This window comes from Haloarcula ordinaria (genome assembly GCF_029338275.1).
Classification (GTDB): Archaea; Halobacteriota; Halobacteria; order Halobacteriales; family Haloarculaceae; genus Haloarcula; species Haloarcula ordinaria.
Window position 1 is genome coordinate 21,072 of the sequence record NZ_CP119789.1, and the last position, 12,160, is coordinate 33,231.

15 protein-coding genes are annotated in these 12,160 nt (G+C 62.8%); 2 read left to right on the forward strand and 13 right to left on the reverse strand.

The window, feature by feature from the left end:
* Positions 1 to 38: 38 nt before the first annotated feature.
* The 3 genes from P1L41_RS00120 to P1L41_RS00130 are packed head-to-tail and all read right to left on the reverse strand — an operon-like array spanning position 39 to position 4,464.
* Positions 39 to 803 carry a hypothetical protein gene (locus P1L41_RS00120; protein WP_276296870.1) on the reverse strand — a complete coding sequence of 255 codons (765 nt, stop codon included), beginning with the start codon at positions 801 to 803 and terminating at the stop codon, positions 39 to 41.
* Positions 803 to 2,557 carry a hypothetical protein gene (locus tag P1L41_RS00125; RefSeq protein ID WP_276296871.1) on the reverse strand — a complete coding sequence of 585 codons (1,755 nt, stop codon included), beginning with the start codon at positions 2,555 to 2,557 and terminating at the stop codon, positions 803 to 805. The genes P1L41_RS00120 and P1L41_RS00125 overlap by 1 nt, the downstream gene beginning before the upstream one ends.
* The gene (locus P1L41_RS00130) at positions 2,557 to 4,464 is read right to left on the reverse strand and encodes a hypothetical protein (protein WP_276296822.1); all 1,908 of its coding nucleotides are present in this window, start codon (positions 4,462 to 4,464) and stop codon (positions 2,557 to 2,559) included. The genes P1L41_RS00125 and P1L41_RS00130 overlap by 1 nt, the downstream gene beginning before the upstream one ends.
* A gap of 937 nt (positions 4,465 to 5,401) precedes the next feature.
* Here P1L41_RS00130 and P1L41_RS00135 point away from each other — a divergent pair.
* Complete coding sequence (locus tag P1L41_RS00135) at positions 5,402 to 6,004, forward strand: hypothetical protein (protein WP_276296823.1); 603 nt, start codon at positions 5,402 to 5,404, stop codon at positions 6,002 to 6,004.
* 632 nt (positions 6,005 to 6,636) lie between these two features.
* On the opposite strand, the gene P1L41_RS00140 is transcribed toward P1L41_RS00135, so the two are convergent.
* Genes P1L41_RS00140 through P1L41_RS00185 form a run of 10 tightly spaced genes read right to left on the reverse strand, consistent with a single transcriptional unit; the run spans position 6,637 to position 11,632 of the window.
* Entirely contained in the window at positions 6,637 to 7,095 is a 459-nt protein-coding gene (locus tag P1L41_RS00140) for a hypothetical protein (RefSeq protein ID WP_276296824.1), read from the reverse strand.
* A gap of 55 nt (positions 7,096 to 7,150) precedes the next feature.
* The gene (locus tag P1L41_RS00145) at positions 7,151 to 7,474 is read right to left on the reverse strand and encodes a hypothetical protein (RefSeq protein WP_276296872.1); all 324 of its coding nucleotides are present in this window, start codon (positions 7,472 to 7,474) and stop codon (positions 7,151 to 7,153) included.
* Positions 7,474 to 7,962: a hypothetical protein gene (locus P1L41_RS00150; RefSeq protein ID WP_276296826.1), complete on the reverse strand. Its 489-nt coding sequence runs from the start codon at positions 7,960 to 7,962 to the stop codon at positions 7,474 to 7,476. Before P1L41_RS00150 ends, P1L41_RS00145 begins: the two co-directional genes overlap by 1 nt.
* Positions 7,959 to 8,348, reverse strand: coding sequence for a hypothetical protein (locus tag P1L41_RS00155; protein ID WP_276296827.1), 390 nt, complete (start codon positions 8,346 to 8,348; stop codon positions 7,959 to 7,961). The genes P1L41_RS00150 and P1L41_RS00155 overlap by 4 nt, the downstream gene beginning before the upstream one ends.
* A gap of 43 nt (positions 8,349 to 8,391) precedes the next feature.
* The gene (locus tag P1L41_RS00160) at positions 8,392 to 8,844 is read right to left on the reverse strand and encodes a hypothetical protein (protein WP_276296828.1); all 453 of its coding nucleotides are present in this window, start codon (positions 8,842 to 8,844) and stop codon (positions 8,392 to 8,394) included.
* A 43-nt stretch (positions 8,845 to 8,887) separates the two neighbouring features.
* Positions 8,888 to 10,402: a hypothetical protein gene (locus P1L41_RS00165; protein ID WP_276296873.1), complete on the reverse strand. Its 1,515-nt coding sequence runs from the start codon at positions 10,400 to 10,402 to the stop codon at positions 8,888 to 8,890.
* 57 nt (positions 10,403 to 10,459) lie between these two features.
* Positions 10,460 to 10,867 (reverse strand): hypothetical protein, encoded by a 408-nt coding sequence (locus tag P1L41_RS00170; protein ID WP_276296874.1) that lies wholly within the window; start codon positions 10,865 to 10,867, stop codon positions 10,460 to 10,462.
* On the reverse strand, positions 10,864 to 11,223 hold the full coding sequence (locus tag P1L41_RS00175) for a hypothetical protein (protein WP_276296832.1): 360 nt from the start codon (positions 11,221 to 11,223) through the stop codon (positions 10,864 to 10,866). The genes P1L41_RS00170 and P1L41_RS00175 overlap by 4 nt, the downstream gene beginning before the upstream one ends.
* On the reverse strand, positions 11,220 to 11,456 hold the full coding sequence (locus P1L41_RS00180) for a hypothetical protein (RefSeq protein WP_276296833.1): 237 nt from the start codon (positions 11,454 to 11,456) through the stop codon (positions 11,220 to 11,222). Before P1L41_RS00180 ends, P1L41_RS00175 begins: the two co-directional genes overlap by 4 nt.
* Positions 11,453 to 11,632, reverse strand: a complete 180-nt coding sequence (locus tag P1L41_RS00185; protein ID WP_276296834.1) for a hypothetical protein — start codon at positions 11,630 to 11,632, stop codon at positions 11,453 to 11,455. Before P1L41_RS00185 ends, P1L41_RS00180 begins: the two co-directional genes overlap by 4 nt.
* A 148-nt stretch (positions 11,633 to 11,780) precedes the next feature.
* On the opposite strand from P1L41_RS00185, the gene P1L41_RS00190 reads away from it, so the two are divergent.
* The gene (locus tag P1L41_RS00190) at positions 11,781 to 12,020 is read left to right on the forward strand and encodes a DUF8053 family protein (RefSeq protein ID WP_276296835.1); all 240 of its coding nucleotides are present in this window, start codon (positions 11,781 to 11,783) and stop codon (positions 12,018 to 12,020) included.
* The last annotated feature ends 140 nt before the right edge of the window (positions 12,021 to 12,160 follow it).

Genomic DNA, 12,160 nt, shown 5'->3' on the forward strand with positions numbered 1-12,160 from the left:
GACTCTCTGCGCCGTCGTCTTCGCGGTGTTCGTCAGCCTCACCGGCCCAGCGATCGACCGCCCGGTTGTACGAGGGAGCAGATACGTCGCGGCCCACGCTCCCGCTCGCGCTCGTACTTCTCAGCGTCCACCGTGAGGACCCGCTGGGCGACGGTGCTGTCGTGGATCTTCCAATCGAAGTCCGGCTCGACCATGTGCAACTCTCCGAGTGTCCCGTTGTCGAGGCGGGAGAGCCAGTCGTCGACGGCGGCCATGTCCTCGAAGCCATCCAGGAGTGACAACAGAAGGTCGCTCTGTTTCTGGTAAAGGTCGTCCAGCGCCGGCCGCATCGCGAAGTACTGCGTCTCGCTGGCGTCCTCGACACGCTCGCTCTTGTTGGTGTACTGCTGGGCGTTCTTCCGGAGGGTTCGGTACGCAGCACGGAACGCCGGCCGGATGTACTTCGCGGCCCACAGCCGGCGTTCCTGCTCGGCCGTGTGCTGATCGACAGGGTCTTCGCGCCACTCGCGACGGTTGGGGCTCGTGATGAGGATCGACAGTGGCACTGGTCGTGAACACACCTCAACGAACCAGCCGTCAGGCACGCGACCGAGCGACCAGAACTGCATCTGGTGCAAGGACACGATGAGATCCCGGCGGTCAGTGTATCCCTCGATGGTCCAGCGCTGAAGCCACTGACGCTGATCCTCGTTCAGTTTGTCCAGCGCTGGCGTGATAGACACGTCTGTTCCCGCATTCGTCTCTCTCTCACGCACGCCGTCCAGGAGGCCGTCCAAGGACGACTGCCCCGAACCCGAAGCCATCAGTCGTCACCTCCGGCGGCTGCCGTCGACGGCTCGTCATCGCGATCGAGAGCCGGGTCGTCGTCCGAGAGGACCGTATCGAAGGGCTTGCTCTGGCGGTTGTGCGCCTCGTTGACGACGCCATCCTCGCGGAGGTCACGAAGCCAGTCTTCGACGTCGTATTGCTTGTTCTCGCTCTCGATGAGTTTCTCCAGCAGCTGGTCGATCGTGCCGAACCGGCGGACGTTCAGGTCCGTGTACCATGCGGTGACCCAGGCCTTGCGCGCCTGCCCGGGTGCGACCCACGACTGGGCTTTCCCCTCGATCGGCTCGGCGAACATGAGCACGAACGGGAGGCACGTGAGTGGGCCCCACTGCCACGCCCCGACGAAGTCCATCGAGGCGAAGGCGGCCATCGCTGGCACGGCGACCATGCCCGCGAGTTGAGCGTACTGCTGGGCGCCTATCGACTCCGGTAGGACGCGGAACTTCCCCGGGTCGAGGTCGTCCTCGAGGAGTTCGCCGTCGTCGTTGCGGGGTGGCTGGTAGGTTCGCCACGGCCACGCGAAGATGACTCTGGAGGGAAGGTGCTCGACCAACGCTGGGGCGTCCTGGTCGACAACGATTACCTTGTCGTAGTCACCGACGCAGTTCCACTCGGCTTCCTTGTTGTCGATGTTCAGACGAGCGTAGCAGCCCTTATAGCGGGCCCACATCGACAGGAGGCCACGTGAGTAGAGGACGGGCTCGTTGTTCTCGTCGAAGACGACGTCGTAGCCCTCGATCTCGATATCACCGGAATCGAGGACCTCGCTCTTGTCGTCAAGCGGCGACGTGGCGGTCTCCGGGTCTATCCGGATGAATCCCCACGTTTCGACTGCATCCTCGTCGTCCTCGAGCTGCATCACCGCCACGACGTAGGCGATGAACAGCGAGAACACGACCGGGAAGTGTGCCGTCAGCGAGGCCAGCGCGTAGTAGCCCAGCAGGTACGCCCCGATCGCGACGACGAAGCCCATCGCAATCCACGTCCCAGCGCCGCGTCCGGTCCCAGCGAGCGCTTCGCGCCGGAACTTGGGGACCTTCTTGTAACTGATGAACGACAAGAGGAGCGTCGGGAGGACGACCCACAGCAGAATGTACTCGTTCAAGTCGCCGCGACTGCTGATGTCCGGTGCGGCCTTCGCCGTCGGGATGGACTTGTGCTTGAACGTCCAGCGGAGGGTGTTCCCATCCGGGAGCGAGAGGAGCATCGTCACCCGTTCAGCGTCGTCGTAGTGGCCGCGCAGCAGGACTTCGCTGTGGCGGCGCATCCCCGACTGGAAGGTGACGTTCTGCGTGCCGACCGCGGTGACGTTCGCGTAGCGCTTGGTAACGACCGTCCCGTTGTCGGTCTGGACCTGGCGAGAGTCCGGGTGCCAGTAGACCTTCGTCAGCGAGAAGGTTCGGTTCTGGCTGTCGAACGGGAAACTCGCGTACAGGCGCACCTTGTTGCGCTGGACGGTGGTCGTCGGTTTGATGTACTTTTTGGAGTTCTGGTCGCCGTATGTGCCCGTTCCCCGTGGCGGGTAGCGCACGAGCCAGAACGCCTCCATCTCGCCCGCGACCCGGAGTGACGGGTACCGAGTGTCGGTCACCTCGCCCTGTTTCTGCAGGTCCGAGAGCGTCCACTCACTTGACGCATCAGACTGTTGCCCGGATGCGAGGGGCACCGCGAGGACGCTGGCCAACAAGAGCGCCGTAATAAGCCACGCCATGGCGGTTCGCGACGCCATCAGTTGTTCCCCCCGCGGAGCCGAGAGGCTCCGTTCTGCACCCGGTCAGCGCCCGAGGAGACGATTTGAATCGGTCGCGGGCCCTGGCCCTTGATGTACGTCTTGTAGAGGTAGTACGCCAGCAGGAAGATGCCGATGAGGCCAGCCAGCGGCGCAATCTGCTGGAGCCCCATCCCCAGCGAGCGGGTAATCGCGTGGCCGCTTGCCCAGTCCGCGATGTAGAACACGACCAGCGCCGCCGCGGCGATCGGCAGCGTCCCCGTCGGCACGCTCGAGGGCAGCGAGAGGAACTCGAAGCGGCGCACCAGAACTGCCAACGCAATCAACAACAGGACACCCACGATGAGCGGCACGGGAATGCCCTCCTCGGGGGCCGACACCGGCCCCATCGGGACTCGACTCATGAGCGAGTTCGATCCACCGCTCGTCGAGGCTGTCTGGTTCTCCTCTTGGAACTGCAGCGTCTCGTCGCTGTCGTCGTCCGAGAGCGTGAGTGGGCTGTTCGCCGTCCCCGAGTCTCGGACGACGTCGTTGCTCGTGCTGTAGAGCACGTACTTCTGGTCGTCCTTCGCGTCGACGAAGGTGAACGCCACCTCATCACCGATCGAGTCGCCGGGAGCGACCTCGACCGTCGGTTCGCTCATATCCGGCCCATCAGAGACGGAGAGACGAACCTCACCAGTCACCGGCTCCGCGGTCACTGGCACGGTCGACAGTTGGAATTCTGACCCAGCCTCGTTCGTCGCAAGATGCAGTTGTTGCGAGCCGTTTGCGTGGACGACAGCGTACTCGTTCTCCTCGCCAGGCCAGGGTTCATCGTAGGCGTAGTGCACCCGCTCGGCGCCCTCAGGCATCCGCAGATACGAATCCTGCGCCCAGTCGGTGAGTTTCACTCTCGAGTCCAGCGTGCCGCTGCGGACACTGGGCTGGACGACCTTGATCGAGCCGTTGTTCACCCGCGCCAGCGAGCCGTTCGAGCGGACGGAGACTTTCGAACCCGACGAGACAGAACCCAATTCGACCGTCAGCGTCGTGTTCTCGAGTGTGTAGTCCGCTGGATCGACGTCCTGCCACGCGCCGCCATCGGTCCGTTGCTCGAGGTCTCGCACCTCGTAGACGCTCCGCTCGAAGGGGATCGTCACCGTCGCCGCGTCGGTGTTTTCAGCGTACGTGCGATTGACCACGTATCTCGAGGTGAGCTGTTCCGCGGTGTAGGTGACCGTCTGCTTGTCTTGGATTTCGTGGCTGTAGGAGAGATTCACCTGCGTCGCCGGGGCGTCTGCGGATTGCTCGCTGAGCGTCAGCGTGACGTTGTTCGTCCCCTCACGGACCCATGCCGAGTCGGTGGCAAGCGAGGTCGTGTTCCCATCGCCGAGCCGGCCGAAGTAGTCCGTGCTGTTGTCGTTGACATAGACGGTGACGTCCTCGGTCTCAGTCCGTTCCGTGTAGGTGACTTCCGCGGTCGTAACCGAGCCGCTGGCCACGGCCAGCTCGACGTCGGTCGTCGATCGGGACACGCTTGGGAGTGCAGCGGTTGCGGTCTGCCCTGGTGATAAGATACCGGAATACCCGGCTTCAGTGACGCCATCCCCGTCGACATCGACGGCCGGGTCTTCCGTGTGATACGTGCCGTCCGCAGAGACGGTGTAATCGACAATCCCGCCCGCCGCATCTGTCTCGAGCGTTGTACTGCCGACTGGCAGTCCAGTGGCAGTAACGGTCGCGGTCTCCCCACTCCGAAGAATACCCGTATGCCTCGCTTCGATGGTCCCGTCGCCGTCGAGATCGACTCCAGGATCCTCGGTCGCCGTTCGCTCGGTGAAGCCGATTTCGACGTCGGTAGTATGGGCAGTCGTCGACACGTCGGCCGTGTACGAACCGGTCGAGAGATTTGACGCGCTGGCCACGTGCGACTCACCCGACAACAGAATTCCAGAGTGACTGACGTCTGTCGACCCGTCGCCATCGAGGTCTATCGATGGGTCCTCGGTCCCAGTGCGCTCGGTATAATCTATTGTCCAGTCCGGCGCTGGTCCGGCTGTCGTCGACGTTGAAACTGAATTAGAGCCAGTCGAGAGACCGTCGGCCGATTTAGGGGTCGTGGTCTGACCAGCCCCGAAAACCCCCGACCAACTAGCTTCGTCAGTCCCGTCGCCGTCCACGTCTATCGACGGGTCTTCGGTCCCCGTTCGCTCAGTATAATCGAGCGTTGCGTCGAGCGAGGCTCCGGTGTGGTCACTGCTAATTGAGCTGTCTGAATCCGATAAGTCGATTTCTCGGGTGACGGTGTCGCCGTAATTTATTGTCCCGATGTTTTCCGTCCCGCTGGTATGGGACACATCTACGCTGTTAGCCGTTGCTTGAATCCGCATATCAATATCCGGCTTACTCTCACCGACTCCTAACCCGACATTCTCCGCTTTTATCCAATTCCCGCCGTAGTTGTTATTAACACCGAGATATATCCACTCCTCGGTTCCATCACCGTCATTAGTAGTCGTGAAGTCCAGAACGTAATTATTGCCCGCAGACACGCTGTAAGAATTGTCTAATGTGATGGTTTTTCGACCCGTGCCGGTGGGCCAAGGGCCATCATAAACCAGTGTACCATCGCCATAATTTTGGTCTATACCGTCCTGCTCAATCCTAATTTCGACGTTTCTACCATCCAGCCCGCCGCCTTCCACATCGGACACGTATGGTTTTATTTCCACCAATTCGCCACTACGGTCGGGTACCACTCTTGCCTCACCGTATCGTGGCTCCGAGCCATCTTCGCCGACGAAAACGTAATTTCCGCTTCTCGAAGTGTGGTCAGTCACCCCGCCATCATTGTTTGTGAGGGTGAGCGTAGGGTTGTTATTCGATGGGCCAGTCGGTTCTAAGTTGCCGTCTATCCCGGTTGCGAACGAACCGCCAGGACCGAGCGTTGCCGTAGTTGTTTCAGAGGTGGTCGATTCCCGGCCCGTGATTGAAACCGATTCACCTGTCGGGTCGATATTCCCACCGACAGATACCGAACCAGAACCCGTCCCTGTCGACGAATCCGCTGTCGTCGCCGGCGTCGTCCCCGTGAAATTGACCGACACGGAACTCGCCGGGACGTTCCCGTCGACAGTGTATGAAACAGTCCCGCCACTGCTGACAGCCGACGACGAGACGGTCTGTGGTGTCGTCTGCTCCCGACCAGTGAAGGTCACTGACTCGTTCTGGGGGTCGACGTTGCCCGGGACCGTTACCGACTGCGTGTGGCCGGTGCCAACGCCGGTCGCCGTCGCCGACCACGACGTCGTCGTTTCTTCACCCGTCCACGTGATTTGCGGGTCACCGGACGCGGGGCCGGTAGGCGCAAGATTCCCAGCGATCGACAGCGGGAGCGTCTCACCATCAGCCAATCCGGCAGCGCTCTCCGTGTCGATTTCCGTGTTCTCGACGCCAGTTGCCTGAATCGTGTAGTTCGCGACGGCATCCGTATCACCGACCTCGTAGGCCGACTGGAAGCCATCGGTCGCGGGGGTGGCATCGATGGTCACCTCGGCGGTGAAGGTGATGCTGTTCTGGGAGAATTCGGGAACCTCAAACACGAGGTAGCCGTTCTCGTAGGCCACGTCACGGGTCCAAACGGAGCCGCTGGAGTGGGTCCCACGCACCTCCTCTGGCGTATAACCGAGAGCATCATTCACTTCACTGGCGGGAATCGCAACCTCGCGGCCGGCGTGGTGCTCGTCGTCACCGAAAACGAGTGCAAGATCGCCTGCTCCGATGATGTTCCCGTTCGAGCCCACGATGGCCTCAGCGCGGTCCGGCGTCGTCACAGTCACGCGCATCGTCGACGCGTTGCTCGAGGCGTAGACCTCACCGCGCAACGCTTCGGCGGGAATCGCTGGTGTCTCGCCCTCGGGCACGTCGACGGCGACGTTTTCGTTCGGGATGGAAGCCATCCCAGCGGGGCCGCTGTTCGTCTGAGCGCTCGCCACGCCACCGGGAACCCCGGCCAGCACGACGAGCACCACCATCAGTGTCGAAAGTAGGTTGTTGAGGTTCATAGTACGGAAAATGGAAGTGCCCGAGCGGTTCGGTTAGGCCCCCTTGAAGCGCGAGATCGAGGATTCGCTCGTGCCGTAGCGAGCGACGATCGTCACCAGGACGACCGCGATGACGATGACGCCCAGTTGCCACGGCTGCAGTGGGACGTAGCCCTTGATCTGGAAGTACGCCAGCAGCCCGAGCAGGATTTCACCAGTCAGTGCCGGCGCGGCTTTGAATAGCGGTGCCAGTTCCGCACCGGTCATCGCGAGCTGCTGGCCGATGGTCACCATAATCGAGGTGACGACGACTGCCAGCGAGCCGAAGCCGCCAACGACGCCGCCCGTCGTCACTCGAGCCCGCTCACCGACGCGTTCGACCAGATCCACGCGGTCGTTAGCCTCTTCGCGCTCTTCGAACACCCAGAGCGCGAGGGCGCCGATGCCGGCCAGGCCCAGCAGCGTCGCGATGAGCGACACTGAAAGGAACCCGGTCAGCATCTCGATCGGCATGGCTCACCTCCTGGTGACTGCGTCCGATTCTCCGCCAGTTCGTCTGTGTTGGATTTCATGTGTTTCGTGTTATGTCGACTTCTGATACTGTTTGTAGAGACTGTGCAGCACTTTCACGGCGACCAGCTTCGACGAACAGACCGCCGATCACCAGCGCCGTGTTCTGCGCGAGTTGCGTCGGGATGAACGGGACCTGTGGCGCGATCGAGAACGCCGTCACCGACAGTGCGGTGAACAGCGTCCCGACCTGTGTCCAGACCGTCGCGAGGATGGCGACGAGCAACGGGAGTTTCAGCAGCGCGCCGACGAGTGCCGAGACACCGGTCGCCTTCGCGATGGGGTGCCCGGCGACGCCCTCGAGGGAATCTCGAACCCCCATCAGTCATCACCTCGCGCGAACTCGATGAGTCGATAGAGCCACTCTTGGAGCCACGTGACGATGGCGTCGGCCAGCGACCCGATGACCGGTACGGCGCCGAGTGCGTCCGAGAGCGCCGGACCGAACGCGACCAGTAGCAGGACGACGACGGCGAACGTCAGCGCCCACAGCAGCACGAGGACGATCGCCGACGCTGGGCCGAACACCGTCGCGAGGTCGACCAGCAGGCCGTTCCAGAACTGAACTCCAACCTCGGTGCTGTTCACGGCGAGGTCGAGCGTGTCCAGGAGCGAGTCGCCTGCACTCCCGATGCCGCCCTCGATGATGCCGAAGCCGCCGTCGATCACGCCGACGACGACGCCGACGAAGCCAGCCACCGCGCCGATGACGTACTCAGTGATTCGGCGTTTGACCCACGCCTCCGGACTGGGGCCCGGGATGAGCGAGCCACTTGAGCCGGGGATAAGCGAGCCACTGTTCCCGCTCATAGCCGCTTGCGCACCTCCGCGACGATGTACGCCATCACGACGACGATGCCGAGCGCGATGGGGAACGCGAACAGGCCTTTGTCAGCGACGAAGGCAGCCGTCTGTGCGAAGGCCGCATCCGTCGCGTTCCCTGGCGAGGTAACGAGCCCGCTGACGATGGTCTCCAGGAACTCCGCGTACTTCTGGAGCGGCTGAATCGCGAAGAGGCTCATCACCATGTCGATGAGATGGGCAACGTTCGACGCGATGATCGTCGTGAACAGCCCCAGCGTCGCCATCACGAGCGACTTCCAGTCGACGCTCGTCCCGCTGTCAGATTTCAATGGCGTCGTGTCGCCAGTCGAGCCGTCGAATAACTGGGCGATGCGGCCGCTGTCACTACTCACGCGACCTCACCCCCAGGACTCGATGTCGACGGCCCTTCGGGCATCAGCCGTCGCCCTCCTCTTCACCCACGAAGGGGAGCCATTCCGGCGCGTCGATGCCGCCAGCGCCGGGGAAGATGTTGCTCGTCGACTCTTCCTGGCGGGCTCTCGAGATGATGAGCGCGCCAATGACGACCGAGCCGATGGCGACGGCGAACGAGAACGGGCCGAATTGGGCCCAGATCCCGCTCGCGAGTGACGTCGATGACTCTGTCGCCCCCGATTGGATGATGTTCGCGCCACCGCCCAGGAACGCATCGATGAGGTCACCGATGCCCTCGCCGAGCGCGAGCCCAGTGTTGATCGGGATGTCGAAGAACGCCCCGATCGCGTCGGCCAGCGACGCGAAAAACGCGATGACTGGAAGCAGCAGCGTCTTGGGCAGGATGTTCGTCCAGTCACCGTTCGAGACGTTGGCGATGCTCTGGAGGCGCCCGGTCCAGTCGCCTTCCGCCATCAGTGCTCACCTCCTCGAGGCGGTGTCGCGTCCGTCATCGGACTCACGCCCCTCGCGCGGGTCCGATGAACGGGATGAGGCCTTTGACGTACGCCCACAGACCACCGAGCGTGGTCAGCGCGCCACCGATGAGCGGGAGGTTTCCGAGGCCGTCGCCACCACCGCCGGGGCCCATCATGGCGCCACCAGTGGCGAAGGCGTTCTTGACCATGTTGAACTCCGACTCGACGAGCTGGAGTTTCACGACGACGTAGTTCGTCTGGCCGGGCTGGATGGTGTCGTCGACCGTAACGGTCGTCCCCTCGCTACTGTAGGAGGAGGTGATATCCGTCCAGGAGGAGATGTTCTCCGGGTTGGTGTCACCGACACCCTCAGCGTAGCTCACCTCGATATACCGATCTGAGAGGAACGACTGGTTGTGGGTCGTTTTCACGCCACTGTAGGACAGTTCGTAGGCCGACGGCAGACCGGTCGGCGCGTAGATGGTCGCCGTACCGTAGTAGCCCGGTCGGTTGTCGGTCTGGTTGAACGACGTCTCGATCTCCGAGGAATCGCGGTCGTCGCGATCGCTGACGAAGTCGATACTGAGGTCGTGGATGACAGCCGAGTCGAAGGCCGGACCGGTCGTGTTGAGCTGGTGGATCGAGATGTCGCCCGCCGAGGAGACCTCGGTGATCTGGCGCTCTTCGAGTTTTTCGTCGCCATCCGTGTCGACCATCTCGGTGCCCAGATCCCACGCGGACATCTTCTCGACGTTGAGGGCCGAGACGGAGACGTCAGCGTCGGCTTCGGCGATGACGATCTCGGTCTTCGCGATGTTGTCGAAGGTACCGTCGCCGTTGGCGACCAGACTCATGTTACCGAGCTGGCGCTGGAAGACGTAGCCCTCGCCCTGGGCGCTCGCGATGAGGTCTTCACCCGAGGTACGCGAGGCGTTGATCTCGGCGACGTAGTAGTCGCCGTTCTCGTCGACGACGCGCACGTCGACGGTCGCCGCGGAGTCGAGTTGGTTGACGTCCATGGCGACCTGCAGGTAGCGCTTGTTCTCGTCGCTCGTCACCGAGAAGTTCGAGAACGTCGCGGTCGCGGTGTCACCGGCGCCCATCGAGCCGCCGGTCGCGATGTTGACCGCGTCAACTCCGGGAGCGGTCTCGACGTCACTCGCGGTGAGTGCCGTGTTGGTCGTGTCCGACACGGAGGTCGACCATTCCGAGGCCTCGAGGGCGCTGACGGAGTTGTTCTCCTCTCCGCTCTTGCGGGGGAACTCCCCGAAGTTGGAGAGTTCGACGTCCGTCACCGTGTAGGAGTACGGATTGTCCGCGGACTGGTTGACGTGCGAGGGGTGTTCGACGAGTTTGCCGTTGTCGTTTTCGTACTGAATCGGGTCCCAACTGACGTTGTAGGCGTCGATGGTCACCGTGCCATGCGTCTGTGTGTTGACGACCGGTTCGCTGGACTGGGCCGAGACACCGCCGACTGCTCCGACCAAGACGGAGCAGATAAGCAGTGTGGCCAGCGTCAGCGAGCCGATCGTACTGCGTGAGGTACTGAAGTTCATGCTTGAAGGGCGCTGTTCCGGGCGCGAACCGTGGTTGCGCGGGCGGTACTGGGCGTCTTATTCCCCGCCATCGCTGCCTCCGTTGTAGCTGAACAGCAGGTAGGTCAGCAGCATCGCGCCGACGAAGGCGATGAACGCGACGCCAACCTCGGACTCAGCCCAGAGGTAGCCGGCGGCCGCGTACAGTAGGCCCATGAAGGCGATGACGGCGTTCCGAAGCTCGCCAGTGAGACCGAGGCCACGATGGCTGACGCGGACGTGCTCGCGGACGTACCCGCCGTCGGTCTCGACCTCTGGTTCGTCCCCGTCGTCGACCGAGTGGTCGTAGTTGACGCAGACGTTCTCCGAGACGCCGACCATCGGCGGGTCGTTGTCGAGATCGACGGCGACCTCACCGTCGAGCGAGTCCGCTTCGATGACCGTCACCGAATCGTGTTCTCGGACAGCGACTTCGCCGTCGGTCACGCTGCAGCCTCCTGGCCGGTGGTGTACTCGACCGTCTCGAGCCCGTGTCGTGGGGTGTCGGTCCACCAGTCTGCGACTGGCTGGATTAGCGTCGATGAGATGATGAAGGCGAGGCCGGACCAGGCCAGTCCGAGCGACCAGAGGTTCGGTGTTGCGAGTGGGTTCGCTATCGCCGAGGCAATGACACCGACAGGAAGCAGCGCCAGCAGGCCGGTCGGGATGAACAACGTCATCCAGAGGCGCGTCGGTCGTGGATCGCCGCGTTGGATATCAGACCACTCCGGAATGGGTGGTGTGCCGCCGTACTGCCCGTAGACGCGGACGTAGTCCAGCAGCGAGCCGTACGAACCGGTCATGCGCTCACTTCTCCCGAGTCGGTCTCAGCGTCTGCTTCGCGGTCTGTTCTCGGCAGCGCGTCCCCGATGAAGTAGCCGCCCAAGCCGGTCGTGACCAGTGCGATGCCCGCGGCGAGCGCGAATTCGGGGCCAGCGGCACTCGCGTCTGTTGCGAATTCGAGGGCGATCGTGTAGCCGAACACGATCATGCCGAGGCCTATGCACCCGTCCGCCGCTCGCTTGATGAGCGTCACACGCCACCTCCTGCGAGGAGTGTCGCGGTGAGGTCGCGGCTCGCGCCGGCGGCCTCGAGGCGTGCTCGCTCGCGCCGTCGCTCGTCGATGTTTCTCCAGTCGGTGCGCCATGGTCGACGCGGGGAGTTGCCCCCGCTATCCGGCGGTTCCTCGCCGCCGGCCCTGTCGTCGGGCATGGGTAGGGGTAGCGCCCGCGAGGTCGTCGCGGGTTGGCCGCCCGTCCACGGTACTCGTAATATAGTCAGCGCTGGTTACCACGTCGTGGCCACGCAATGGCTACGTGAGCAACATTTAATGTCCAAGCCGTGGGCTCGCTGTGTACCGATGCAGAAATTACAGAACCGCGATGGGTCCGGCGTCGTGACGATTCCCAAGTACGACCTCGAGCGGGACGGCCTGGTCGACGAGAACGGCGAGCCGGACGACGTACATCTGACTGTCGACCGGCTCGACGAACGCGCCTACGTGGTTCGTGTCTGCGATGGCGATATACCTGAACTGCACGAATGTGAGGCGATTCAGCGGGTCGCCGCTGAGCGGTTGCTGGACGAGCATACGGACTGAGCGCGTACAATTTCTCCGAGTTGGGATCGTCTACTCTGTTCAAGCCCTAAGGAACTGACAGTATCGCTGTTTAAGATACAGAGAGTTTGTTCTGCACGACCCGATAGTTTCCGATACAGATGGAACATTTAGATAAAATA